This window comes from Leptolyngbya sp. GGD, from assembly GCF_026735145.1.
Taxonomy (GTDB): Bacteria; Cyanobacteriota; Cyanobacteriia; order Leptolyngbyales; family Leptolyngbyaceae; genus Leptolyngbya; species Leptolyngbya boryana.
This window is the reverse complement of sequence record NZ_JAPQKE010000007.1, coordinates 186,329-210,527: the sequence shown is the minus strand read 5'-3', so window position 1 is coordinate 210,527 and position 24,199 is coordinate 186,329. Positions and strand designations below refer to the sequence as shown.

The following is a 24,199-nucleotide window of genomic DNA, read 5'->3' as shown; positions in this document are numbered from 1 at the left end:
TCGCTTATTTTCATCTTCTTAACAGATATGAATTCATAGATTTTTTGTCTGATATTTTCTCTCGTTCGTAGTTGTCGAACACTAATATCTCTCATCAAATGTAGAAGAAATGGGCTAATTTCTGAAACTTCTTCTGCCCCAGGGATGAATTAAATTAAGCTAAAATATAAGCATAAGTACTCTTGATCTAAGCAGAATAGGTTCAGAAAATACATCGCCTTTTTTGAATAAAATTTTAAATTCGACTTAGGATATATCATATCTTTTGAATTGATGTATCAAAAAGATCGTCATTCAAACTGTAAACTTTCATCAAGAGTATTAATTTTGATGTTAGGTTTTAGTCTTGCTATTTAAAAGCATTGAAGCCAAGAGCAACTTCTCCTAATTGAAGGAGCAATCTTCCATGAAACTACTCGGTAAAAGCCTCGACACAACCGCTCATTCTGTCTCTAGTCCGATCGCAATTTGTCGTCAACTCGAAACAGGTTATCCTCGTCCGCAACTTCAGCGATCGCAGTGGATAAACCTCAATGGCTCCTGGAAATTCTCCTTCAACGATCAAGGAAATTGGAAACGCCCAAGTGACATTTCGGAATGGACTCACACGATCGAAGTTCCCTTTGCTCCTGAATCTGAGCGAAGCGGCATCGGTGATACTAACTTTCATCCCTATTGTTGGTATGAAAGAGAATTTGAAGTTCCGATCGATCATCAAAGAGTCTTGCTCCACTTTGGCGCAGTTGACTATGAAGCTTCTGTTTGGGTGAATGATCACTTTATTGGCGGTCATGAAGGCGGACATACCCCATTTAGCTTTGACATCACCGATTTTCTCAAACCAGGAACAACTCAACGCGTGACCGTCTTAGCACAAGACGACCCACATGATCTCGCTAAACCTAGAGGAAAACAAGATTGGCTTCCAGAGCCTCATAGCATTTGGTATCCTCGCACAACTGGAATTTGGCAAACTGTCTGGGTCGAGTGTGTACCAGAAACCTACATCTCAAAAATTCGCTGGACACCCCATTTTGAGCGCTGGGAAATCGGATTTGAAGCATCAATGGCAGGTGCAAAATGCGATGACCTGTATATCAAAGTTCGTCTGAGTGTGGACGATCGGCTTCTCGTCAACGATATGTATGAGGTTGTAGATGAGGACATCAATCGCCGGATTGCGCTTTCTGATCCTGGCATTGATGACTATCGCAATGCACTGTTATGGAGTCCTGAAAAGCCGACGCTGATCAATGCTCAGATCCAGCTTTGGCGCGGAGGATTTTTGATCGATGAAGTGAAATCCTACACGGCGATGCGGACTGCGAGTATTCAGCGCGATCGCTTTATGCTCAATGGTCATCCTTATTATCTGCGGCTCGTTTTGGATCAAGGATATTGGACAGATACCTTGATGACTCCTCCGTCTGATGAAGCCTTGCGCCTAGACATTGAACTCACAAAGCGAATGGGCTTTAACGGCGTTCGTAAGCACCAAAAGATTGAAGACCCTCGATTCTTGTATTGGGCAGATGTCATGGGACTTTTAGTCTGGGAAGAAATGCCAAGTGCTTATCGATTTACGCGCAAAGCGATCGAACGCATTACACGAGAATGGGAAGAAGTGCTCGATCGGGACAGTAGCCATCCCTGTATTATTGCTTGGGTGCCCTTTAATGAATCTTGGGGAGTTCCCAACCTTGCCGAAACAGCAGCGCAACGGCACTATGTGCAAGCACTTTACTATCTGACAAAAACGCTTGACCCGACTCGTCCTGTGATCGGTAACGATGGCTGGGAAAGTACCACGACAGACATTCTGGCAATTCATGACTATGATAGTCAGCCTGATCGTCTTGCAAAACGCTATGGTTCTGAAGTGAAACTTTCGGATCTGTTTGAAAGCCAGCGTCCTGGTGGTCGAATCCTTACCCTAGACGGCTATCCTCATCAAGGACAACCCATTATGCTGACTGAGTTTGGAGGCGTTGCCTACACTCGCCCGACTGATACGCAAGCAGATAAAGCCTGGGGCTACGATCGTTCCTCAGATGTGTGCGACCTGCAACTGCGGTATCACAAGCTTCTGAACGTGGTAAACCGCGTCGAAATGTTTAGCGGATTCTGTTATACCCAGTTGACCGACACCTTCCAGGAAGCAAATGGCTTGCTTTATGCCGATCGCACTCCTAAATTTGAGATCGCAGCGATCGCTTCTGCAACGCTCGGGCACGAAACACTGACAGAAATTTCAGAATGTGCAGTACAACCCCAATGCAGTGGTGCTTGGCAAAGCTAAAACACAGCATTCTGAATGACATGAACGCTCCCACGCTGATAACGGCTCACGTTCCGGCAAGGGGGCGTTTTTTCACATCAATGCTGTGACCGTGGTGTTAGACAAACACTCAAGCATGTTGACTTACCCTAAAACCTTGCATCTGCCATAAGGCTCACTTCATAGATGCTATTCTTTGTCCTTATCCGCCTCAAATTCCATTCCAAAGCAGAGCTGATTCGCAGTCAACTGTTCTGCTTAGAGAATACTTTGTGACAAAGCTTAGTATACAGGGAACCTTTTTCTTGATTTAGGAAATTTGACTAGCGGTAGAGAGCACGCTGCATTGATGTCAATATCATCAGGATGCACACTTATCTCAAGTCTTTTTAGTTTAACGCAGTGAAGTGACTATCTCGTTGATAGAAAGTTCTTGCAGTCTATTTGCTATTTCAGAAATAGTAATTTTCTCAAAAGCTGATTGGCTTCACTGAGTTTCTTTGCAAGTAATACTTTTACACCTAAATATAGGTTCTACCTTCAGAAATGTTATGATAAGCCACATTTCGCCGGATGCTTTGTCTGCGTGTACTAGCGCAGAGTCTCAAAGCTCAGAAGTAGCATTTAACAAGAATGTTGCCGACCTTTGGAACCAATCCCCCTCTTACAATCGCAAAGCTTTAAATACAGGAATTGTCCACTTTGGACCAGGTCGTTTCTTCAGAGCACATCTCGCCCGTATCATTCATGAGCATCTTTCTAATCAATGTCAAGACCTAAGATGGGGCATCTGTGGCGTGAGTCTCAAAAGCCGAAGCGCGATCGCAACCTTGCAGCCGCAGAACTTTCTGTATACCTCAACTGATCGATATAGCGGCGATGAAATCCATGAGTCGGCAAGGGTCATTGGCTCAATCAATCAGATTGTCGATGGGATAACAGAGCAAGACTATGTGCTGGAGTTAATGACTTCACCTTCTCTGCATCTTGTTACGCTGACGGTGACTCAAGCAGGGTACTGTCTCGACCAAAATTTCAACCTCGATCTGAGTCACGAGTCGATCGTGCATGATCTGAACCATCCTGATCGTCCGACTACTGCAATTGGGTTTATCGTTGAAGCGCTTCGTCGTCGTCGAGAGCGTGATATAGCACCGTTTACTACCCTATCCTGCGACAACTTGCCTAGAAATGGAACTATCTTGCAGCGTGCTGTATTGACTTATGCAGATCAAATTGATCCTGCATTCGCTGACTATCTTATCAATCAGGCAGCATTTCCAAATACTGTAGTAGACCGAATTGTGCCCCAAAAGCATGAGTCGGATGATCAGCATCCCTACAGACTCCTACAAGTTCGCGATCGCGCTCCCATTGTTACAGAACCATTCTGGCAATTTGTAGTCGAAGATAAGTTTACGAGCGATCGCCCCTTGTGGGAAGAAACCGGAGTAACGATGACAGACGATATTACTCCGTTCTTATACATGAAATCGAGATTTCTGAATGCAGTTCACTCTTTTATTGCTTGTCTAGCAGTGAGAGCCGGAGTTGAGTACGTCCATCAATGTCTCAAATCGCCAGAATTTTACTCGTTTATTCGGCTCTTGATGGAGGACATTGCTGCTGCCACTCCGGTTCCTGACTACATGTGTGAGCATTACATCGAGCAGGTATTACGTAGACTGAGTAATGAAGCACTACCTGATTTAATTGCGCGAATTTCAGCAGAAACCGCTCGAAAATTAGGCAAATATATTCTTCCGATTCTACAAGATGCTCATGCTCAAAAGCTGAATTTAGAGCATCTAATGCTCCCGATCGCCGCATGGATGCTTGCTCTACAAGACGGCATCAGCGAAACGGGCACAGCTTTTCATGCAAATGATAAAGCAGATGTCATCATCATGGCTCAAGCAGGTGCAGCATTGAGCGAAATCCTCGGTCTAGAGAAATGCGAATGCACTGACACTTTAGATCGATACTGCGATCGCGCATTGCGAGAGATTCGGACTCGTGGACTATCAGCGACACTTAGATATTACAGTGAGGAGCCTATTTAGAATGAAATTATTCCAGCCACATAAAGTTGTTCTGTTTGATCATGATGGAACGATTGTTGATAGTGAAATTATCGCGCTCAAAAGCGCGTGGAAGCTCACTGCTGAAGTTGCTTGCGAATTTCCCGGCGCACAGTTTTATGATCTACCTGAATTTATTAAAAACTTTGCAGGAAAGCCCTATCAAGAGATTCTGGCGCAGATTTATAAAGACTCGCCTATGGCTCTGACTGAAGCTGATATTCAGCATCTTGTATTAGAAGAAGAGAATCGTGCGATCGATCACCTCAGTCTCGAAGCACAAGCAACCGCAGGAACGTCAGATGTATTGTCTGAATTGATCAGGCAGGAAGTCGAATTCGCACTAGTCAGTAATAGTAGCCTGCGACGGCTCAGAGCTTGCCTAGTTGCTGCTCAGTTGAGCGATTATTTTACGAGTGAACATTCCGCAAAGGGAAACTGCCGAATCTTTAGCGCAAACGACTCTCTTCCAGTTCGACGACCTAAACCCTTGCCAGATATTTATCTCCATGCTGCCAGATGCTTAGGTGCAGATATCACAAGTTGTGTTGCTGTTGAGGACTCAATGAGCGGAGTGAAGTCAGCGATCGCTGCTGGAATTCCTATCGTTATCGGCTATGTGGGCGGAACTCATATCACGGAGAATGAGCGCAGCGATCGAGTATCTGCACTACAAGCAGCAGGTGTTCAGCATGTAATCGAAGACATGCGCAATTTGATTCAATTACTATAAATCAGTCGTAAGAATGAGTTGTTGATAGTCACTCTTTCTTACTTTTTAGGCATATGCTCAAATTCGCTCAACCCATTAAATAGAACTATGAACATAGTTGGTAGAGTAAAACTTCCCAAGTCTTCGGATATTTCCGATCTATATATTCGATGTAATGAAGCAGCATCGCTCGATGTTCAGGACAATAGTAAACGAACCGTCTTACAGCAGGGAGGAGTTGTCTCTTCAAGCTCTTATTTTAATTCGTTTTATGAAAATTACTATGTCAAATATACCTCGCTTAATTCTATCTACTATCTTCTGAAACTCGAAGGTGACTTTAGAGTTGCGATTTATAGAGAAGTACAGAGCGGTGAAAGAGAGACAATTTTAGAAGAGAAGATTGAGCAATGCCAACTCTCAAAACCTGTTAAGCTTGCACCGATCAATCTAGTTCAGACTGAGAAAGCTGGCAGAATTTACCTTGAAATTACTTGTCTGAGTACTCAGGGCATCTTTGCAGCAGGTTGGATTGCAACAGATCAACCCAAAGAAAGAGAAGTATCACTCGGAATCGTCATCTGCACTTTCAAGAAAGAGAACTATGTTCGAGAAACATTAACAAGTCTCTTACAAGACGAACTTCTGCAAGATAAGAGCTTTAAAGTGTTTGTTTCTGACAACGGCAGAACGCTAGATCATAATGAGTTTAATGATCCGAGAGTCAAGCTCTTTCCTAACAAAAACGCTGGCGGTAGTGGTGGATTTACCAGAGGCATCATGGAAGCTCTAGCAGAAAAGAGTTCCTCTCATCTTCTATTGATGGATGATGATATTGAGTTAGAAAGCGAAAGCATTTGCAGGTTGTTCGCAGTACATGAGTATGCGAAGACTGAGTTCATCATTGCAGGCGGTCTACTTGATCTTAATAACAAACAAGTCTTGTACGAAGCAGGAGCAACCTACAACGAAGATCCAGCAACAAAGGGTGCATTTGGCTCGTTAACCGCTCTCAATTATAGAATTGACTTAAGCCAAAATGCATCGCTAAATCAATTGCTCGTTGAAGAAGATGCAGATTATGGTGGCTTTTGGTTTTGCTCATTCTCTCGGCAACTTGTCGAAAAACTCAACCTGCCGTTGCCACTCTTTATCAAACTGGATGATGTTGAATTTTGCCTCAGAGCGAAAATGACATTAGGCATTCCAATCGCGACATTTCCTTCGATGGCAGTTTGGCATATTCCTGCCTCTGCTAAGAACTTAAACTGGGAAACTTACTATTATTTCCGCAATGATCTCATTACATACGCTGTGCATTTCTCGCCAAGCTATGAGCATACTGTCAGTAACTTGACGCAAGAAATTGCACTTTCTTTGTTAATGCCAGACTTCGATCGCGCTCAAATGCTCATCAAAGCCTTTGACGACTATCTAAAAGGTCCAGACTGGATTATGAGCATCGATCCAGAAGTCGCACATCCTAGCACGCTCAAACTCAGCCGCAGTTACGAAAATCAGCAAAATGTTGATTTATTGACCAATGTTCAGCTTATGGCGCAGTGGTCTAGCATTGTGGATAAGGGCAGGACAGAATGGTCTATCGCAAGTAAAAACTGGAAAAATGCTGCACAAGAGCTGATGTCTCATACTTTTTGGCAGAAATATCTAGGGTTGAAAGAACCCACACTTTCAAGCTCAATTCGCCACTCGCTTTAGATTCCAGTGATAGAGATCGGCTGAATGATGTTGATATTGTTTGAAATCCACATAATCAGCCGATGCAACCACTCTTTAAACACGCGCAGTTTACTCTAGATCTTGACTCAGGAACTTCGCTAATTCTGAGCAACTTTACTTTATGGCTAGTACTCAGATTGTGGCTGTGTATCCCTCAGTCGATAGCTCTCAGCATTTCATTTTGGGATTCTGACGGTTGCGGAGTTTCCCAGCGCTCGAGAATCACTGCATTTGACACATTACCGATGATATTCATCACCGTTTTGAATCCATCCGTTAACCGATCAACGCCTGCCACGATTGCAATTCCCTGTAACGGTAAACCTGCTGCGCTCAGAACAGTTGTCATCATAATAATTCCAGCGCCTGGAACTCCTGGGGTACTAAAAGAAACCAAAAAAGTACTGAGTGAGATCGCTAAAACTAAAGATGTGGTCAGTGGAATATCGTACATTTGAGCAATGAACACAGCATTGAATCCTTGCAGAATGGCAGAGCCATCGCGTTTTAAGGCTGTCCCTAACGGAATTGCGAAACTTGCGATGTCTTCGCGCAATCCATACTCTTCCTGAACGTCTTTGAGTAAGATCGGGAGCGCTGCGTTAGAACTGGCTGTTCCAAATGCTAAAGATAGCGCAGGAACTAGACTTTGTAGTAATTTGATCGGTTTTGCTTTGAGAAAAAAGAGGATCAATAGATAAAAGCCCACCATCAGCAGACTACCAACGAGGAGAAAGAACACATAATTAAAGAGCTTAAGAATCAGTTGCAATCCCTCTGTCGCAATCACCGAGCTAATCAAAGCAAACACACCGATCGGGGCGACGTACAAAATGAGAGAGAGAACTTTCTCAAAAATTGCATAACAGCTCTCAACAAAGCTGACGAAACTCGCTGCCTTTTCTCCAACAAGCTGAATCGCTACGCCGATCAATGCTGATGAAAAAATCACCTGAAGCAAATTTCCATTGCTCAACGCTTCGATCGGATTCGTCGGGATCAAACTGACCAGCCAATCAATCAGCGACTGAGATTGTGCGATCGCTTCCATATCGATTGTTCCAGACCCGGATACGCCAACTCCAGGACGGATCACCACTGCCAGCACCAATCCCACAACGACGGCAACTCCGCTTGTTAAGCAGTAACTCAAAATCAGCTTGACGGCATAGCGTCCAACCTGAGCCGCATTTTGAATCCGAGTCAGTCCCAAAATTAGTGAAGAAAACACGATCGGGACAACCACGAATTGGATCAATCGTAAAAAAGAAGTCCCCACGGGTGTGAGCAAATACTGATCGAGTGGAGCGATCGCACTCGGAAAGAAATCATGTAACACTGACCCAAATCCAATCCCAATTCCCATCGCCACGAGGATGAGCGTTGATAAACTCATAGCTGACATCAAGTAAAAACTGCCCTCAATCTATCATCGTCGATTGCCCCAAACTGCTTGACGCGCAACTTTCACAGTTTTATGTCACATTACAAGATGTAAAGATTGCGCGATCCCGATGGAATTAAAAGTTCTCCCAAAACAGGCAATTCTTGCCAAAACCTTTCACTGGATCAATGTTGTCAGTTTATTCATCATGCTGACCAGTGGAATCCAGATCTACAATGCCAATCCTGTGTTTGGAGGACGGCAAGGCATGACCATTCCGCCCATTTTTGCCTTAGGAGGATGGCTGGCAGGTGGGCGAGATTGGCACTTTGCAGGCATGTGGCTTTTCTCACTCAATTTAGTTTGGTATGGGATTTACGTACTTGTGACCCGGCGATGGCGGCATCGATTTGTGGGCACAAACGATATTCAAGCCCTGCAAACTGGAAAGAATCCCAAACGCAAAGCCTATGCGTGGCATCGACTCGTTTATACGTCGATCGTGCCGATTCTCCTGCTTGCCATTCTCAGCGGGATTGGTATGTATAAACCCGCTCAATTTCCTTGGATTGTCGAGATGTTTGGCGACTGGCAAGCGTTGCGAGTGGTGCATTTCCTAAGTGTGCCAACGGTGATTGGATTTGCGATCGTTCATTCTCTCCTCGTACTGAAAGTCGGCGGCAGTCGCCTCATCGATTCAATGTTCTGGTAAACCTCATGCAAAACTTTTCGCGACGTGACTTTCTCAAAATTGCTGGCATTTCAAGCTCAGGGTTAATTCTGGGTGGCTGTGGAGTCCCTATCTTTGCAGATGTGGTTGGAGCCGTTTCAGAACCCTTCAATCAAAAATTTGAAGAACTGCTATTCAAGCCCCAATCTCCCGTGCCAGAATTCGCAGTGAGTCAGATTGAACCGGCTCAATTGATCGTCAACACCTTCGGATTCACCCCACAAATCGATCCTGCTCGCTTCCGTCTGATCATTGATGGCGAAGTCAATCAACCGATGTCACTTAGCCTAGAAGACATTTATAAATTACCCTTGACCTCAATGATCATTCGTCACGTGTGTGTCGAGGGTTGGGCAGCGATCGTGCAATGGGGCGGAGTTAGACTGCGCGATTTAATTCAACTCGCACAGCCTAAACCCGGTGTGCAATATGTCTATTTTCAATCTGCCGATCGCTATTTAGAAAGTTGGGATCTGCGATCGTGTTTGCATCCTCAAACACTGATGGCTTATCAAAAGAACGGTCAACCCTTACCGATTGAAAATGGCGCACCTCTCCGCCTCGCCTCCCCGATCAAATTAGGCTACAAACAAAGCAAATGGGTGACTCGCATTACGCTCGTCAGCCAACTCGGTCGCTCAAAAGGCTACTGGGAAGATCAAGGCTACGAATGGTTTGCAGGATTATAAAGTCTTACATTCAATGTTCATGTTTCACCTGTGCTCAGCCTTCAAAATCGACACAATTTGTGGGCTGAGCAGAGCCGAAATCCGATCATCGCAGTCTATTTAATTCAGTCTTTTTGAATCAGGTTCTCTCAAATATTTAAGACTTACCCTTCTTCTGATCCTCGATAAATCGGCAGTAGCACATTAAACGTCGATCCATCTCCTACCCGGCTCTTTACCGAGATAGAACCCCCGCAATGCAGCAACAATTTTTGAACGATCGTTAAACCCAATCCAGCCCCGCCCATATCTTCATCCACCGCTTGCCGCACCCGATAAAAGCGATCGAAAATCTTCGGAATCTCTCCAGCCGCAATGCCAATGCCCGTATCGCGAAACTCAAGCTGCACATAATCACCCTGCTGCTTCGCTCTCACCCAGACCTGTCCCCCTCGCGGTGTGAACTTGATTCCGTTGTGCAACAGATTAATCACAATCTGCTTCAACCAAGTCGGAAAGCACGAAATTGCAGGCAAATTCTCTGGAATCGTATAGGCTAACCGCACCCCTTTCTCTTCTGCCAGTGGTTGATATGTACTCACGACTCCCGGCACAATATCCCCCAAACTTAACGCCTGAACCGTGGTTTGCTCTGCCATCTGATCTAAGCTCACGAGATCGAGCAAACTTGTAATCAGTGAACTTTGGCGATCGCATTCTCTCGCCAACAAATCCATATAGCGCTGCTTTTGAGGCGGCTTTAGACTCGGCGAATTTAGCAACGTCAATGCCGTTTTCATATTGGTCAATGGCGTGCGTAACTCCTGCCCTACATTATGCAGAAACTCATCTTTCAACCGAATTGTACTCAGTAATTCCTCATTCTGAAGCTGAAGCAAATTCGCCATTTCAGCTTGTTTGCGATGGGTACTTGCCCGCTGCCATAATTCCTCTTGTCGCTGAATATGCTTGGTCAACAGTTGATTGACGAGCATCGGATCGAACGTCTCCCACTCTGGCAACGTCGCACTCCTAGGCATAAGAGGCTGTAAACTTGCGATCGCTTCGCGCACGACGATCGGATCAACGACCAAAAATGCCATCAAAGACTGCTTCTTCTCAGTGCCGTCTTCATCCACTTGAACCAGCGTATCCCCTTCCCGTAAAACCGGGGCAAGTCTTGCCCGATGCCCCACTAACAAACCACAAAACTGTTTCGACCAGATCAGCAAAAAATATTCTCGTCTTAACGGACTCTCCGGCGATACTAAAACTGTTGAGGGCTGGTTTGTCCCCGTCCGCTCAAGCCCTGCGAATGCCTGTTTTAAGTCAGCATCGGGATTGTCGTCTCGCTGATTCTTAAAGCAGTGAATTTGTTGATCCGCCCCTGCTCGCTCCAAATAGCGATCAAACTCTGTTTGCCACGCATCTCCCTTCGGTAACTTTACCCATACCGAAGCTGTATCATTCTGCTCAACCAGTAGATCGAGGAGGCTACTCATCAATGCCTTAAATGTCACCGGGCTAACTTGCATCGCAAACGGCGCTGAAGTCGAACCTGCGACCAGTTCATATAAAGAAATCTCAGAAGCCAAAACTGATGTCATAGAAAGTTATCAAGGGAAATGGGGAACAAAAAGCAGAATCGTGCAATCTGAATGTTCTTCTATATCTATCCGCAATTCAAGAAAATAGATAAGAAATTTTGAATAATCTTCAGATATATAGAAAAAAAAGCCGGAAATTACGGAGAAAATAGCGTTTTTAGGAATAAACGCCACACTTTCATCTCAGCGACTGTTCCTCAGCAGTTTACTCTTCCTATGTCATTTCAGCACGAGGGATCTGACCCTAGAATTCGTCAGATGCCTTGATTTCTATCCCCATTAATCATCCGCAAGATATAATTCTTTGACCCATAATTCTGCCTTTTTATCAATGATTTTTAATAAATGGTGACATAATGTGGGCGTAATCAGTTGAGAGGCGACTGAAGCCTTTCAATATCAACCGTCGTTTTCACTGGAGAAATCACTGCAATGGCTGGACAAATGTGCTGGTTGGCAGGATTGGGTGGGGGTACGAAGATTCTGCATTTACGTGAACAGTCCCACCAAACTTGGACACCTTATCACTCGTTTCCCCAATACCGCGTTCCCGATTTACAAATTCGCGGCGCATCGAAGGGATGGACAACTTATCAGAAGCTTCGCAATGCCGGATGGTCTCTGATTGCAACGGCAGATGCCTACAAACCCCAATATTCTCAGTCGGAAGCAATCAATCGACCGTCTTAGATTGCAACTTCGCACTAGCCTAGTCTTGCTTGTGCGCTATATTCACTCGCTTTGGTATAGTCTCCAAGCATCGAAAATGCTGATTTGAGATTGCTGAGTAAATACAACTCCAATCGCTCATCCTGGTTCTGACGTGCCAGTTCCAATCGCTGCTGATAATATTTGATTGCGCAAGTCGTTCGACCTAATGCTTCATAAGCCACACACAGGCTCCCCAACGCTTGTTCCTGTGTGCGGACATCACCTAATTTTTGTGCAATCTCAACTCGCCGCAGATTATATGCGATCGCAGTTTCATAATTTCCGGTCACATTACAAGCGTTGCCTAAATTCCGTAAAACCTGCAATTCCAACCGCTGGTCGCCTAATTTACCTGCTAACTCCAATCGTTGTTGGTAATAAGCGATGGCTTGCTCAAAATCGCCGAGCGCGTAGAAGGCGTTGCCTAAATTCTTCAAAATCTGTCCCGTGGCGACATAATCTTGCAATTTCTGGGCGATTTCCAATGCTTTCTGCTCACACTTGATCGCGATCTCCGGTTCATTTGCTGCCTTGTAGGCTAATCCCAAATTGTTCAGGGCTGCCATCTCGCTCCGCTGATCGCGAAGTTCCTGCGCTAACATCAAACTCTGTTTCTGATAGTCGATCGCTTTCTCGTGGTCTGCAAGATGTCGATACGCATTTCCGAGTGTTCCCAACAGTTTGACGCTACTGAGATACTGCCGAATTTGCTGCGCTAGGACAAGACTCCGCTGCGAATAATCGATCGCTTTTGCATACTCGCCCAACGTATAGCAGACTTGTCCTAATGCCTCAAGAGCCTGCTTTGCGCCTTGCTGATCATTCATTTCCCAATACAGAAGATGTGCTTTCTGCAATGTATTGAGCGCTGCATGGAGTTCTCCGCGTTGATGTAACTCTATTCCCAAGTTCAACAGTTGATTTGCCTCGGCACCATCTGCATGGAATGATTCTGAGACAACTCTGTTCGCATCTTCGATCGGGAGAACAGTGTCGCGCTCCACTGAAAGCTGATCGTGCTTGGGATTTGAATCAAGAGTCATAGCAACACCCCGCCCTACGTTAGGATTTCAGGAATTTCACCCTAGAGCCTAGCTTGTTCATCCCTGTGGAGCGTTCCGTGAAACTGCGAGTTTTACTTATCCAAGCACGGTGCCAGCTAAAATCTGCCTATTTCTGTTCGGTGAGCCACTGAATAATGAACTCATTGACAACCTCTGGACGCTCGTCATGGGGGCAATGTCCTGCATTAGGAATTGAGACGAATTGCACAGGCTGGGAGTGGACAAGGGATTGGTAGATTTGTGATCCTGCGATCGGTGTCCAAGGGTCTGCCTCCCCCCAAATCACCAGAAGCGGGGATTGAATATTCGGTAATAACTCGGTTGGTTTCGGTCCCGGCGGTGCCATCAACACAGATGCAAAGACTTGCTGAGCGCCTGGGTGACAAGACGGTTCATGCAATAAATCCACTAATTCATCTGTGATCGCCTCCGGATCGCGGTAAACCTGCCTGAGACTGTTGCGAATTCGTCCTTTCTGACGCACTTGATCAAACATCCATCGTCCAAACTGCTTTGATCCAACCAATTTGGCAAATGTTCCCATGACCAATCGCAACGGCAGGTTTAACTCCTCCGGGCGATGATTCAGTCCGCCTGCTGGATTGAGCAAAACTCCACCTGCTGCGATTTCAGGGTGATTCGCTAAAATCATGAGGCAGAGCAATCCCCCGATCGAATTTCCGATAAACACGGTGGGGCGCTGAATGTTTGCTGCCCAAAAATCTCGAATTAATTCCACCCAAAGTTCAACGGTGTAGTCGAGTGCGGGCTTTGCCGATCCTCCAAATCCGAGCAGATCGATCGCATATACCTGATATCCTGCCTGTGCCAAGACTGGAATATTTTTTCGCCAATGCCCGATCGAAGCTCCGAACCCATGAATCAATACCAAAGGCTCCCCAGTTCCCAGAACGGTGTACTGAATCGAATGCCCTTGCCAATCCCACGTCAGTTTCTCAAACGTGGGCAGAGAGACGACTTGATTTGCAGTGCCAGTCATTTTATGAAGTTTTCTTAACTAATCTTCACTTATATTCTACTTCTTTCTCGGCTCTGGCTCTGAGGATTGCAATGCCCGATCTAAAATGGTGCGGGCTTGTTCGGCTTGCGATCGCGCTTCTCGATATCTCAGATTAGTCTGGGCATAGCTTTTCAAAACTTTAAAACCTTCTTTCAGCCCATTGATTTCTTCTTCGGTGACGAGATCATCTGTGAAGAGAACATCGATATGCTTCCGAACTTGGAGGGCTTCCGATCGAGATTCCTGTGCCTTTAATTTCAAAGTTGCCAGACTGCTCAACGTTTGCACAGCTTGATTAATCGCGTCTTCATCACTGGAAGGCTGACTACCAGGGTCTTTAATTTCGATAAAATTTTGCGGTCCGAAGCCATCTGCCAAGTCTGTTGGTAGTTTCCCTTCATCCATCAGTTCCATGAGTTGATCCATTGCTTTCTCGCGGGCTTTGGGCGAGTCTTTACCGGAAACAGTGAGGATAATTTCGGGGCTTTGAGCGAGGGTGTACTGAACCATTGAATGTAGCGCTAATTAACAATAAGAATATACATACTAACCTTATCTCTGAATAATGCGAATTGACCGGGGAGATCTCTGCAGTTAGGTCTCGAATTTTTTTGTTGGAGTTTCTTGACAGTTCCAAGTTAGTGTGCGATATTAATAAAGTACCAAATGCGGGTATAGCTCAGTGGTAGAGCGTCACCTTGCCAAGGTGAATGTCGCGCGTTCGAATCGCGTTACCCGCTTTCTAAACGAAGTCCTCAAAAAGCCTTTGTTCCAAAGGCTTTTTGGGCTTTAAAGTGATATTTCTCTGACAGCAAACTTAGTGTAGTAGTGCTATCGTTTGGGTGTTTTTCAGGCGATTCCGGTAGTTTATTGAGGTAAGATTGGGGTAGACCTGAACCCCTTATCCCTGGAGAATTTTATGTACTTAAACTCTCCAGGTAAAGCTTTCAAGGAATCGGTTCAGGTTAAGAATTCTAAAGACTACTGCCACTGACGACATAGCCCAGTTGTTTCACAAGAGTTGAGCCAGCAGCACCGCCCAAGGCTAACCCGAACTGCTGCAATTGCTGCACCAAACGCAGTGTTTTTCTTGCCCAAGGTGCTGCCACTGCTGGAAGCCGCTCGGTAAAGATTCGACGCAAACAGGTCGGATTGAGACAGAAGAACTTTCGCACTTTGACCTGGAGCGTCAGGCGGCATTGTGCCATTGACAAGTCTTCTAAGGTTCGTTGATAACGGCTATGCACTCGTTGGCTAGATTGACGACAAGCCGGGCATTCCGCCCTTGTCTGAGTTGAGGTGACGACTGCCCATAAGTGAGGTTCTGAATCCTTAAAATGCCAATGTTCGAGCCGAAGTTTTTGAGAGTCAGGCAGAAAATGTTGGAGGAGTTTCACAGCCTCTAGAATCCTGAAGAGACGGATAGTTCTATTATGAGGCAAGATCACCAAAAGCTCGGAAGTTCCACATCAGGTACTTGTCCAAATTTGGTGAAGCAATTCGCTAGAGTAGGGCAAGGAACGCTTCAGATGACTCGTGGAACTTTTACAACTACTCCCTGACTCAGAACACATACAGATTCAAACCTATGAGCTAGATCGCGTTCAGAAGCAAGTGCAAATCAATCTTTGCTCAACGCAAGCTTCTGCGCCCTGTCCAATTTGTCAGCAGGAAGCAATTCGAGTGCATAGCCGATATGAACGAACAATCGGGGATTTACCGTGGGAGGACTATCGGGTGGTGATGTAATTTGAAGTGCGAAAATTCTTCTGTGATAACGCCTCCTGTCATCGTCGGATCTTCAGCGAACGACTACATGAGATCGCTGCACCTTGGGCAAGAATTGACGGGAGACACTCCCTGATCCAATTCCCTATGTCTAGAACACTACCCATTTCACGACCTAAGCCCAGGGAAAGCTGAGACAGATATGAGAATTTGCTGAGAAGCTCCAAAGAGAAGCTTCTTTCAGCATAGTAGACATCAAAATTTATGGACAATCCAGCGAAGTACATTGACGCTGACAGAGGAGAACTCCAAAATGAGATCGCGCATCAGTCCAGATTTGGAGAGGGTGCAATGCGTGATGTTCAAGCTCTAGCTCTAGAATCGGGAGATGGAACTTATGAGAGAGTTCAGTGCGAATCGTTTCCCCTACCTGTAATGCAACTTGATAGTTTAGTGCATCTAACTTAACAATCTGATTGATGAGACTTTGTAAATGCATTTCAATGCGATCCTCTACAGGATTGTAAAAAGCGAGATGCTGAAACTGGGTGAGATCGAAATTGCCCTGAAATTGCTGATTGAGATGCTGCAAAATATTGAGATTAAATGCGGCCGTAACTTCCTGAGAGTCGTTATAAGCAGCTTCGAGAAGATCAACCGACTTCTGCAAGTCTACCCCTAATAAGAAAAACTCCCCAGGCTTGAGCGCATGTTGGATTTGTGTGAGAAAGCGATCTCGCTCTGACTGATCCAAATTTCCTAGAGTACTTCCTAGAAAAATTAGCATTCGATTTTCTAATTCAGAGGAGGGCAGTTCTGCTAAGGCTTGTTCATAAGTTCCAGCTAACCCACAAACCCGCAAAGTTGGATACTGATTTAATAGATCGAGAGCAGTACTTCTGAGAATGCCTTCGCTGACATCGATCGGAAAATAATAGAGAGGTTGCTCCAACTGCCCATAAGCTTCGAGGAGGACACGAGTTTTCCGAGAACTGCCACTACCCAGTTCAATCAATTCACAATTTCCTGTCAGTTTCACAATCTCTGGGGCATATCTTTCTAAGATGCCTTGTTCAGTGCGGGTTGGATAGTATTCTGGGGTATCACAGATCTGCTCGAATAGTTGTGAACCGCGATCGTCATAAAAATAACGGCAAGGCAGCGTTTTCGGATTGCCTGCTAGTCCTTGAATGACTTCTTCACCTGTATCAGCTTGGGGAATTGATTTGCTCAATGGAATCCAGCGAAAGCGATCGAGTTGTGAGTTCTTTTGTGTTGCTATCATCGGGTGCTTCATGAATGAGATCTACCTGAATTCGTCTAGATTGATAGTCGAAAATCAATTGAATGTGTGTTAACAGAACAATGGCTGTAATTCGTTATCAATCACAGCCGAAATTAGGGTTCTAGGTCAACTTCGTTTTATTGCGCCCCACCCGTATAGAAATTGAGCCGTCCAAATCCTAAGAATTGGCTCATACTCTGTTCTCCAACCGGAAAAGCAGTGACTCCGAACTCATAGATTCCACCAGAAGCTGGATTTGCTTTTGCTTCTAAGGCAACAGTGACTGTACTTCCAGGTTGAACAGGTTGATCAAACACGATCGTGGCTTCACCCGGCACCGATGTTCCTCCAATACTTGCCAAAGGAATTTCAGCACCGCTTGCATACCGAGCGCCTGCAAATGCTTTGCTTCTGCCGACATCAAACTTCACGGTTTCTAAGTTGCGCTCTTGAGCAATTCGTACTGCTTTGAGCGCCTGTCCTGCATCTGAGGGAACAACCAGAGTAAATTCATAAGTCGATGGCACGTAAGCTTGCGACTGAGAGGTATAAGCGCGCATGAGGCGAGGGGGATGCGAGAAAAAAGCTTGCCCGCCGCTGAACTGGACTGGAGCCATTTGGGATTCAGTCATCTGTGTAGGCATCATTGTTGACATTCCAATCTCAGAGAGCCTGGGCTGAGTCGAATTCTTAAATTGACTGTGAGTGGGTGGATGCAAGGAAAAGGTTGGGGATGTGCCAACTTCAGAGAGCCGGGTGTGTGTTGGGTTGCTGGCGTTAGTTTGCGAGAAGGCTGAGGGTTGGGTGCTGATGGTTGCAGCGATCGCGATCATCATTCCGAGTACAAGTCTTTGAAATAGCATCGTCAAATCTCCTTGTGAAATGAAAGGTTCTAGTTTTCGCTCAGTCAGTGAACTTCTGAAAGCTTGACTCTAATTAAACGAGGTGAAACTGAGAGTCGTATGAGGAAAAAACGTCGAATGTGCTAAGTCTTTCCTGAGAAGAAGCTGAGAAATCTCACGCAGTCGTTACTATCTGAATCACAGCACATTGTTCTGTTACCCTTGGATTCTATTCCGGGGGCGGGTGAGCACCGAAGCATAGGGATCTGATTTGATTGCGAATCTTTTAGCTGTAAGAAAGTTAACCATCTGCATACTGGCTAATCTGGTGAATCAGTTTTGCAACTAATCCTGTCCATCCGGTTTGATGGCTGGCTCCAATTCCAGCTCCATTGTCTCCATGAAAATATTCATAAAACAACATCAAATCTTGCCAATTTGGATCAGTTTGAAAAAGCTCTGTTGCCCCATAGACAGGTCGTCGCCCAGATGGATCTTGAAGAAAAATCTGAATCAGCCGATGTGAGAGTTCTAAAGCAACTTCCCAAAGATTTCGCCATTGCCCTGATCCAGTTGGGCACTCTACTTTGAAATCATCGCCTAAGTAATGATGAAATTTTTGCAGTGACTCAATCAGTAAAAAATTGACTGGAAACCAAACCGTTCCCCGCCAATTCGAGTTTCCTCCAAATAAACCACTGCTAGATTCAGCAGGTTCATAGTCTACTCGAAACTGTGTTCCATCCACATCAAACGTATAAGGATGGGTAGCATGATGTTTCGAGAGGGCGCGAATTCCGTGAGAACTGAGAAATTCAGTTTCATCCAGCATCTTCTGTAAAATTCGTCGAAGTTTGTCTTGAGACACGATCGCTAACAATCTCCTAGCCTGCATCCCTTGTGTCTCCATACAAGCCACATTACGCCTCAAGTCAGGACGATGTTGAATAACCCATTCTAGCCGCTTCTTAAAAGCAGGTAATTGATGAAGTGTTTCTGGCTCTAATGTTTCGATCGCAAATAAAGGAATCAGCCCGACCATCGATCTCACTTTCAATTCAATCTGCTGGTCATTCGGTAAATGTAGAACATCATAGTAAAATCCATCGGTCTCATTCCATAGTGAAGTTTCTGCTTCTCCAATACGATTCATTGCATCAGCAATGTAGAGATAATGTTCAAAGAATTTAGTTGCAATGTCTTCATAGACTGGATTGGTTTGAGCAAGTTCAAGTGCGATCGCAAGTAAATTTAAACAATACATTCCCATCCAACTTGTGCCGTCGGATTGATCGATGTGACCACCCGTTGGAAGTGTTGCACTACGATCGAACACTCCAATATTGTCGAGTCCTAGAAATCCACCTTGAAAGATGTTTCTCCCTTCTACATCTTTGCGATTCACCCACCAAGTAAAATTCAGTAAAAGCTTTTGAAACACGCGCTCTAAGAAAACGCGATCGCTACGTCCATACATTTTCTGCTCAATCTTGTACACACGCCAAGTTGCCCAAGCATGAACAGGCGGATTCACATCACCGAATGCCCATTCATAAGCTGGAATTTGTCCATTGGGGTGCATGTACCATTCCCGCGTCAAAATATCTAGCTGATGCTTCGCAAACTCCGGATCAATCATCGCAAGTGGAATGCAATGAAATGCGAGATCCCAAGCTGCGAACCAAGGATATTCCCACGTGTCAGGCATCGAAAGAATATCATCTGTATGGAGATGGAACCATTCACGATTGCGTCCATATTTGCGCTCTGAAGGCGCAGGAGCAATCGGATCGCCCTTGAGCCACTCTTCTACACTGTAATGATAGTATTGCTTGCTCCAGAGCATTCCAGCAAACGCTTGACGTTGGACATTTCGCATCTCATCGCTCAGTGGAAAGGGTGTAATGCGATGGTAGAATTCATCAGCTTCTTGTTGTCTAGCTCTGATAATCGCATCAAAATCAGCAAAAGGAGTTGTTAAATTTGAACGATCGCTGAGCCGTAATTGAATTGTTTGAGTCGCATGGGCTGGAATGATCAATTGATAGTGTACGGCTGCTTTTGTGCCGATTTTATTTGGGTTTACGGCTTCCTCATTGCCATGAACAATATAATCATTGATACCATCCTTGACATAAGCAGAATGATTCGGGGAACTCAGGATTCTCTCATTATTAGTTTCGTTTTCTGTGAAAAGTAATCCTTCACCTTTCTCACAGTACAACCATCGCTTGTTGAGGGTTGGATGATCTGCTTCGATTACATCATAGGTATGATTCGAGCGCACAATTTTGAGTGAGGGCTTTGAACTATCTTGAGTCCAAGACCAAGTATTCCGAAACCACAGGGTTGGAAGGACATGAATAGGCTTTGTTTCGGAACTACGATTGGTGATTTTAATTTGAATCAGAATATCTTCAGCATCCTGCTTTGCATATTCAACCATCACGTCAAAGTAGCGTTGCTGATCAAATATGCCTGTGTCGAGGAGTTCAAATTCTGGCTCTTGGCGAGTTCGATGCTGATTTTCTTTAACGAGTTGCGTGTAAGGGAAAGTGCTTTGTGGATATTTGTACAGCGCTTTCATGTAGGAATGAGTTGGCGTATTGTCCAAGTAGAAATAGTACTCTTTGACATCTTCGCCATGATTCCCTTCGTTTCCAGTCAGTCCAAACAATCGTTCTTTCAAAATTGGATCGGCTTTATTCCACAGCGCGATCGCAAAACATAGTCGTTGATGATTGTCTGAAATTCCCAATAAACCATCTTCACCCCAACGATAAGCACGCGATCGCGCTTGATCATGAGAAAAGTAATCCCAGGCAGTTCCAGACGGACTGTAATCTTCGCGAACGGTTCCCCATTGTCGATCGCTGAGATAAGATCCCCATCTGCGCCAATGAGCTTTGTGGGTTCGAGTAGCTTCCAATCTAAGTTCTTCTTGAGTTGGAACAGTCATGGTTTAGTACCTTGATGAAAAATGAGCGATCGCGAAGTAATCTAGTGGCTATCAATTCCAGAGATTTGAAGATTCACAGCATTGAGATAACCTCGATCATTCAAAGTGCTAGCAGGCAGTCGATTTGTAACAATTGCCGCTTGAACAATATCTTTTGCGTGAACTCGCCCAGCTTTGTAATCATAAATCAGTTGGCTGTAGCTCGAAATTCCCTGATCGCGTAAATAACCACGATAAGCTAAATTTGCTAGATCACTCGGCGTGAGCATGTTGTTCAGAACTTGGCTTGGCACCAATTGAATCATACTCAGTTCTTGATCAATTCGAGTTTCAGCATGGGCAGCCGTTGCGGTTACAGCAGATAGCAGTAAAATAGATAATCCTGCAATGAGTGAACGTTTCATAGGAATTGCCTCATTAATGATTGAACTGCTTCCTAGAATGAACGATGCTGCTGAATATCCGTTGATGATTAGCTGAGAATTTAGTGAGTAAAGGTAGAATCGATATTTTACTTTGTTCAGTCTTTTCTCAGCTTTGACTCAGAATGCTTGAAGTATCGATCGATATACTAAAACGAATTGAGTTCAAGATGATATCATGCAAACGAAAACGTCAACAATTGCATTGCTATTAACGCAAGCTGGTCAAGCACATCACGACTATGAAAAAAGCGTATTGAAAGGTGTGTATGACCAGGATTGGGCACGCTGGTATGCTGAATATGTGATTCAGAATGGCTTAAGTGAATGTTTGGAACAGGAGGTAACAGTTCAGCAAGTCAGCCAGTTTTTTATCCAAAGCTATGAAGCGTACAAGGGCAAAAAATCTGGAGAGACTTGGGCGGATTACACAGCAAGAGAAATGCAGCAAACACGATTTGTATGAAGAAGTGCGATCGCACTAATCAAAATCTCGTCTATTGGATTGTGAAATACTGCGATCGCTGAGGGACTAATTAGATAACGAGTGAATTCAGTAGATGGCAAAAACGAACAGTTTTCATCAGAAACCTTGTGCCGCTCCGTACAACTTAAGCAAAAGTTTTGCAGTTAGGCTTCAGACCTGAACCTAAATTATCAGGATTGGAAGTCGGTAAAATGGCCGGTGAAGGAATCGAACCTTCATCTATCCCCTAAAATACTTTCTCTATAAGAAGGCATTTTGGGAGATGGGATGCACCGAAGTGCACCCCGGAGATCGCATACCCTATGCTAACCGACCATGACTACTAAATTTGTGTCCCCATTATTGTACTTATCTCTTCGTCAGTTTGCAAAAAGTCTTGTTTTAGGGATTGTATGATTTTATTTTTTCGTCTCTCATCATTTGAAATTCCTTTGTATGTGGACTGTAATTCCCCATATACCGTTTCCATATTTAAACATTTCTTGCAAATTTTCTTAATTGACTTCTGCCAAACTTTTGACAGAAGTATAACATCTTTCGAAGTTATTTCTTCAGGCTTATTAAGTTTTGACTTATATTCTTTTTTAAGAAAATCTTGATCAGTAGAATTGTAGATTTCTAATAGTGTATTCAATTTTTTGTCTTTTAAAGAGTGAAACTCAGTGTTTCTAATAATTCTAAAATAATCAATAATTTCTAACTCTGTTTTTCCAACATAGTTCTCGAAAGTTTCATGTTCAACATTTTCTGCAAGCTTATAATCTCCTTTTTTAGAAGAATAAATTATTGCTATTGTTTTCCTTAAAAAATCACCTCTTGCAATATTTTTTGATTCCTTAAGCATTATTTTTATTTGCTGGATTCTCTGACAGGCTGCTTCTGCCTTGCTGTTGATAAGTGCTATATGAGCTAAGTGTACAAACTTCCTTAGATCATTCATGCCCAAGTGTTCTGTATATAAATGATGATGCCCATACTTCCCTGCAATTATCTGTAAAAACTTTGCTCTATCTGGCTTAGCCTCAGTTTCCTCTAGAAAAAACTCTACTGCTGAATCAACTAAGCAGAGATAGGGATTAATCGCCCCAAGTTCATGACGAAACTGGCTTTCAATTCTTCCAGGTTTTTCTAATTCATCAAACATTGATTTTTGTAGTAATGAATTTTGAAGTATTCCGTATGAGGTGATGAGTATGCTACCTAATGATCTAAGCTAAACTGCCCTGAGTGATTCTGTCGCTCCGTTCGCTTTACTGGGCTGGTCGGTCCCCACTAAGCAGTTTGAAGGAATCGGGTCTAACGGTGATTAGGCAGATTGTTATCTGTATAATGCTCCAGAGCTGAATGATTAGGCAAATGGAGATCCGTGTAATGCCTTTTTACAGCATATTATTCAGATTAGCAATTTGGATAATAGCTTCGTTTATGAAGTGCATTTCTATTTCTTTAGTAAATCTTTATTATTGGTTTTTAGCAGCGACGATCGCGATCACAATAAATGAGCGCTAAAAGATGCCTAGAAAGTTTTGCTGATCGCGATCGCGCTATCTGTTTCGATATTGCGATCGCGATATTGACTTTCAGTTAAGCACTCGTCTCAAACCATACCTATTCACCACCACTATAAAGATTGATTCGTCCAAAACCTAAAAATTGACCCACCCCGTTGTCTCCTGCCGGAAATGCGGTCACTCCAAATTCATAAGCGCCTCCAAATGCTGGATTAGCCTTCGCTTCAAGTGCAACCGTCACTGTGCTACCAGGCTGTACGGGTTGATCAAATACGATCGTAGCTTCCCCAGGAGCAGGTTTCTCACCACCGACACTTGCCAGAGGAATCTCCGCTCCTGCTGCAAATCGGTCTCCTGCAAATGCTTTACTTCTGCTCGCATCAAATTTCACTGTGCCCAAATTTCGTTCTTGAGCAATCCGAACTGCTTTCAAAGACTGTCCAGCATTAGCAGGAACAGTCAAAGTAAACTCATAGGTCGATGGAGTATAGGCTTGGGTTTGAGAAGCATGAACACGAACTAACTGAGGGGAATGAGAGAAGTAAGCTTGTCCATTGTTCAGTGGAGCTTGACTCATTGGAGCCTCAACCATTTGAGTCATCGGAGACTGCATCGAGCTAGAGGTGCCAATTTCAGACAATCTGAGGTGGGTGGAATTCTTAAATTGGCTCTGAGAGGGTTGACGCGAGATAGTTGTTTGAGCAGTGCCGATTTCCGAAAGGTAAGGATGAGTCGGGTTCTTGAACGTTGTTTGAGAAAAAGCTGAAGATTGTGTGCTGACTGCTGTAGCGATCGCGAACATTGTACTGATTGCCAATTTCTGAAATAGCATGATCAAATCTCCATAAAATTAGAAGTAGATTGCGCCTCGTCAAATTCGGGATTGACTTGAAGCTTGAGTATGATTAAACGCTGTCTGTCTGAGAGTCGCCTAAAGAAAAGCTTGAGTTAGATAAACGTTTACTGAGA

General features: G+C 44.4%; 20 protein-coding genes, 2 tRNA genes and 1 pseudogene. 10 read left to right on the top strand and 13 right to left on the bottom strand.

Annotation, left to right across the window (positions count from 1 at the left end):
• The first annotated feature begins 406 nt into the window (after positions 1-406).
• The 4 genes from OU814_RS25520 to OU814_RS25505 all read left to right on the top strand — a co-directional run bounded on the left by OU814_RS25520 (position 407) and on the right by OU814_RS25505 (position 6,790).
• Positions 407-2,299 (top strand): glycoside hydrolase family 2 protein, encoded by a 1,893-nt coding sequence (locus OU814_RS25520; protein ID WP_268242517.1) that lies wholly within the window; start codon positions 407-409, stop codon positions 2,297-2,299.
• Positions 2,300-2,829: 530 nt separating this feature from the next.
• Entirely contained in the window at positions 2,830-4,341 is a 1,512-nt protein-coding gene (locus OU814_RS25515; RefSeq protein ID WP_268242516.1) for a mannitol dehydrogenase family protein, read from the top strand.
• Between the two features lies 1 nt (position 4,342).
• Positions 4,343-5,092 (top strand): HAD family hydrolase, encoded by a 750-nt coding sequence (locus OU814_RS25510; RefSeq protein ID WP_268242515.1) that lies wholly within the window; start codon positions 4,343-4,345, stop codon positions 5,090-5,092.
• A gap of 87 nt (positions 5,093-5,179) precedes the next feature.
• Positions 5,180-6,790: a glycosyltransferase family 2 protein gene (locus OU814_RS25505; protein ID WP_268242514.1), complete on the top strand. Its 1,611-nt coding sequence runs from the start codon at positions 5,180-5,182 to the stop codon at positions 6,788-6,790.
• A 175-nt stretch (positions 6,791-6,965) separates the two neighbouring features.
• On the opposite strand, the gene OU814_RS25500 is transcribed toward OU814_RS25505, so the two are convergent.
• A complete protein-coding gene (locus tag OU814_RS25500; protein WP_268242513.1) occupies positions 6,966-8,207 on the bottom strand; it encodes a dicarboxylate/amino acid:cation symporter in 1,242 nt (413 codons plus the stop codon).
• 118 nt (positions 8,208-8,325) lie between these two features.
• Between OU814_RS25500 and OU814_RS25495 the strand changes: the two genes are divergently transcribed.
• Together OU814_RS25495 and OU814_RS25490 are read left to right on the top strand one after the other, a co-directional pair.
• Positions 8,326-8,907: a cytochrome b/b6 domain-containing protein gene (locus tag OU814_RS25495; protein WP_017285583.1), complete on the top strand. Its 582-nt coding sequence runs from the start codon at positions 8,326-8,328 to the stop codon at positions 8,905-8,907.
• 5 nt (positions 8,908-8,912) lie between these two features.
• Complete coding sequence (locus tag OU814_RS25490) at positions 8,913-9,614, top strand: molybdopterin-dependent oxidoreductase (protein WP_268242512.1); 702 nt, start codon at positions 8,913-8,915, stop codon at positions 9,612-9,614.
• 143 nt (positions 9,615-9,757) lie between these two features.
• Here the strand turns inward: OU814_RS25490 and OU814_RS25485 are convergent, their stop codons facing one another.
• On the bottom strand, positions 9,758-11,200 hold the full coding sequence (locus OU814_RS25485) for an ATP-binding protein (protein WP_017285581.1): 1,443 nt from the start codon (positions 11,198-11,200) through the stop codon (positions 9,758-9,760).
• Between the two features lie 432 nt (positions 11,201-11,632).
• Here OU814_RS25485 and OU814_RS25480 point away from each other — a divergent pair, with 432 nt between their 5' ends.
• Positions 11,633-11,890, top strand: a complete 258-nt coding sequence (locus tag OU814_RS25480) for a hypothetical protein (protein WP_017285580.1) — start codon at positions 11,633-11,635, stop codon at positions 11,888-11,890.
• 14 nt (positions 11,891-11,904) lie between these two features.
• Here OU814_RS25480 and OU814_RS25475 read toward each other — a convergent pair whose 3' ends face one another.
• The 3 genes from OU814_RS25475 to OU814_RS25465 form a co-directional block, all read right to left on the bottom strand.
• Positions 11,905-12,954 (bottom strand): tetratricopeptide repeat protein, encoded by a 1,050-nt coding sequence (locus tag OU814_RS25475; RefSeq protein ID WP_017285579.1) that lies wholly within the window; start codon positions 12,952-12,954, stop codon positions 11,905-11,907.
• 127 nt (positions 12,955-13,081) lie between these two features.
• Entirely contained in the window at positions 13,082-13,975 is an 894-nt protein-coding gene (locus tag OU814_RS25470; RefSeq protein WP_017285578.1) for an alpha/beta fold hydrolase, read from the bottom strand.
• Positions 13,976-14,011: 36 nt separating this feature from the next.
• Positions 14,012-14,506: a hypothetical protein gene (locus OU814_RS25465; RefSeq protein ID WP_017285577.1), complete on the bottom strand. Its 495-nt coding sequence runs from the start codon at positions 14,504-14,506 to the stop codon at positions 14,012-14,014.
• Positions 14,507-14,664: 158 nt separating this feature from the next.
• Here OU814_RS25465 and OU814_RS25460 point away from each other — a divergent pair.
• Positions 14,665-14,736: transfer RNA gene (locus OU814_RS25460), tRNA-Gly, on the top strand.
• 234 nt (positions 14,737-14,970) lie between these two features.
• On the opposite strand, the gene OU814_RS25455 is transcribed toward OU814_RS25460, so the two are convergent.
• Positions 14,971-15,393 (bottom strand): transposase family protein, encoded by a 423-nt coding sequence (locus OU814_RS25455; RefSeq protein ID WP_268242511.1) that lies wholly within the window; start codon positions 15,391-15,393, stop codon positions 14,971-14,973.
• A 139-nt stretch (positions 15,394-15,532) separates the two neighbouring features.
• Here OU814_RS25455 and OU814_RS25450 point away from each other — a divergent pair.
• Positions 15,533-15,838, top strand: a pseudogene (locus OU814_RS25450) (transposase family protein); the annotation flags it as partial.
• Positions 15,839-15,986: 148 nt separating this feature from the next.
• Here the strand turns inward: OU814_RS25450 and egtD are convergent.
• From egtD to OU814_RS25430, 4 genes are all read right to left on the bottom strand, one after another.
• Entirely contained in the window at positions 15,987-17,009 is a 1,023-nt protein-coding gene (gene egtD, locus OU814_RS25445; RefSeq protein WP_268242510.1) for an L-histidine N(alpha)-methyltransferase, read from the bottom strand.
• A 137-nt stretch (positions 17,010-17,146) separates the two neighbouring features.
• The gene (locus OU814_RS25440; RefSeq protein ID WP_268242509.1) at positions 17,147-17,872 is read right to left on the bottom strand and encodes a DUF2808 domain-containing protein; all 726 of its coding nucleotides are present in this window, start codon (positions 17,870-17,872) and stop codon (positions 17,147-17,149) included.
• 280 nt (positions 17,873-18,152) lie between these two features.
• The gene (locus tag OU814_RS25435) at positions 18,153-20,810 is read right to left on the bottom strand and encodes an MGH1-like glycoside hydrolase domain-containing protein (RefSeq protein WP_268242508.1); all 2,658 of its coding nucleotides are present in this window, start codon (positions 20,808-20,810) and stop codon (positions 18,153-18,155) included.
• A 41-nt stretch (positions 20,811-20,851) separates the two neighbouring features.
• Positions 20,852-21,214, bottom strand: coding sequence for a hypothetical protein (locus OU814_RS25430; RefSeq protein WP_268242507.1), 363 nt, complete (start codon positions 21,212-21,214; stop codon positions 20,852-20,854).
• Positions 21,215-21,410: 196 nt separating this feature from the next.
• Between OU814_RS25430 and OU814_RS25425 the strand changes: the two genes are divergently transcribed.
• Positions 21,411-21,698, top strand: a complete 288-nt coding sequence (locus tag OU814_RS25425; protein ID WP_268242506.1) for a hypothetical protein — start codon at positions 21,411-21,413, stop codon at positions 21,696-21,698.
• 213 nt (positions 21,699-21,911) lie between these two features.
• On the opposite strand, the gene OU814_RS25420 is transcribed toward OU814_RS25425, so the two are convergent.
• From OU814_RS25420 to OU814_RS25410, 3 genes are all read right to left on the bottom strand, one after another.
• Positions 21,912-22,034 (bottom strand) — tRNA-OTHER (locus OU814_RS25420).
• A gap of 7 nt (positions 22,035-22,041) precedes the next feature.
• Positions 22,042-22,863 carry a hypothetical protein gene (locus OU814_RS25415; RefSeq protein ID WP_268242505.1) on the bottom strand — a complete coding sequence of 274 codons (822 nt, stop codon included), beginning with the start codon at positions 22,861-22,863 and terminating at the stop codon, positions 22,042-22,044.
• A 464-nt stretch (positions 22,864-23,327) separates the two neighbouring features.
• The gene (locus OU814_RS25410; RefSeq protein ID WP_268242504.1) at positions 23,328-24,062 is read right to left on the bottom strand and encodes a DUF2808 domain-containing protein; all 735 of its coding nucleotides are present in this window, start codon (positions 24,060-24,062) and stop codon (positions 23,328-23,330) included.
• Positions 24,063-24,199: the final 137 nt, after the last annotated feature.

Coding starts and splice junctions, on each gene's coding strand:
- OU814_RS25415 (WP_268242505.1), bottom strand. CDS start 22,863: ATGTTTGATGAATTAGAAAAACCTGGAAGAATTGAAAGCCAGTTTCGT.
- OU814_RS25495 (WP_017285583.1), top strand. CDS start 8,326: ATGGAATTAAAAGTTCTCCCAAAACAGGCAATTCTTGCCAAAACCTTT.
- OU814_RS25430 (WP_268242507.1), bottom strand. CDS start 21,214: ATGAAACGTTCACTCATTGCAGGATTATCTATTTTACTGCTATCTGCT.
- OU814_RS25425 (WP_268242506.1), top strand. CDS start 21,411: ATGCAAACGAAAACGTCAACAATTGCATTGCTATTAACGCAAGCTGGT.
- OU814_RS25410 (WP_268242504.1), bottom strand. CDS start 24,062: ATGCTATTTCAGAAATTGGCAATCAGTACAATGTTCGCGATCGCTACA.
- OU814_RS25440 (WP_268242509.1), bottom strand. CDS start 17,872: ATGCTATTTCAAAGACTTGTACTCGGAATGATGATCGCGATCGCTGCA.
- OU814_RS25470 (WP_017285578.1), bottom strand. CDS start 13,975: ATGACTGGCACTGCAAATCAAGTCGTCTCTCTGCCCACGTTTGAGAAA.
- OU814_RS25485 (WP_017285581.1), bottom strand. CDS start 11,200: ATGACATCAGTTTTGGCTTCTGAGATTTCTTTATATGAACTGGTCGCA.
- egtD (WP_268242510.1), bottom strand. CDS start 17,009: ATGATAGCAACACAAAAGAACTCACAACTCGATCGCTTTCGCTGGATT.
- OU814_RS25515 (WP_268242516.1), top strand. CDS start 2,830: ATGATAAGCCACATTTCGCCGGATGCTTTGTCTGCGTGTACTAGCGCA.
- OU814_RS25435 (WP_268242508.1), bottom strand. CDS start 20,810: ATGACTGTTCCAACTCAAGAAGAACTTAGATTGGAAGCTACTCGAACC.
- OU814_RS25500 (WP_268242513.1), bottom strand. CDS start 8,207: ATGAGTTTATCAACGCTCATCCTCGTGGCGATGGGAATTGGGATTGGA.
- OU814_RS25490 (WP_268242512.1), top strand. CDS start 8,913: ATGCAAAACTTTTCGCGACGTGACTTTCTCAAAATTGCTGGCATTTCA.
- OU814_RS25480 (WP_017285580.1), top strand. CDS start 11,633: ATGGCTGGACAAATGTGCTGGTTGGCAGGATTGGGTGGGGGTACGAAG.
- OU814_RS25510 (WP_268242515.1), top strand. CDS start 4,343: ATGAAATTATTCCAGCCACATAAAGTTGTTCTGTTTGATCATGATGGA.
- OU814_RS25465 (WP_017285577.1), bottom strand. CDS start 14,506: ATGGTTCAGTACACCCTCGCTCAAAGCCCCGAAATTATCCTCACTGTT.
- OU814_RS25475 (WP_017285579.1), bottom strand. CDS start 12,954: ATGACTCTTGATTCAAATCCCAAGCACGATCAGCTTTCAGTGGAGCGC.
- OU814_RS25520 (WP_268242517.1), top strand. CDS start 407: ATGAAACTACTCGGTAAAAGCCTCGACACAACCGCTCATTCTGTCTCT.
- OU814_RS25505 (WP_268242514.1), top strand. CDS start 5,180: ATGAACATAGTTGGTAGAGTAAAACTTCCCAAGTCTTCGGATATTTCC.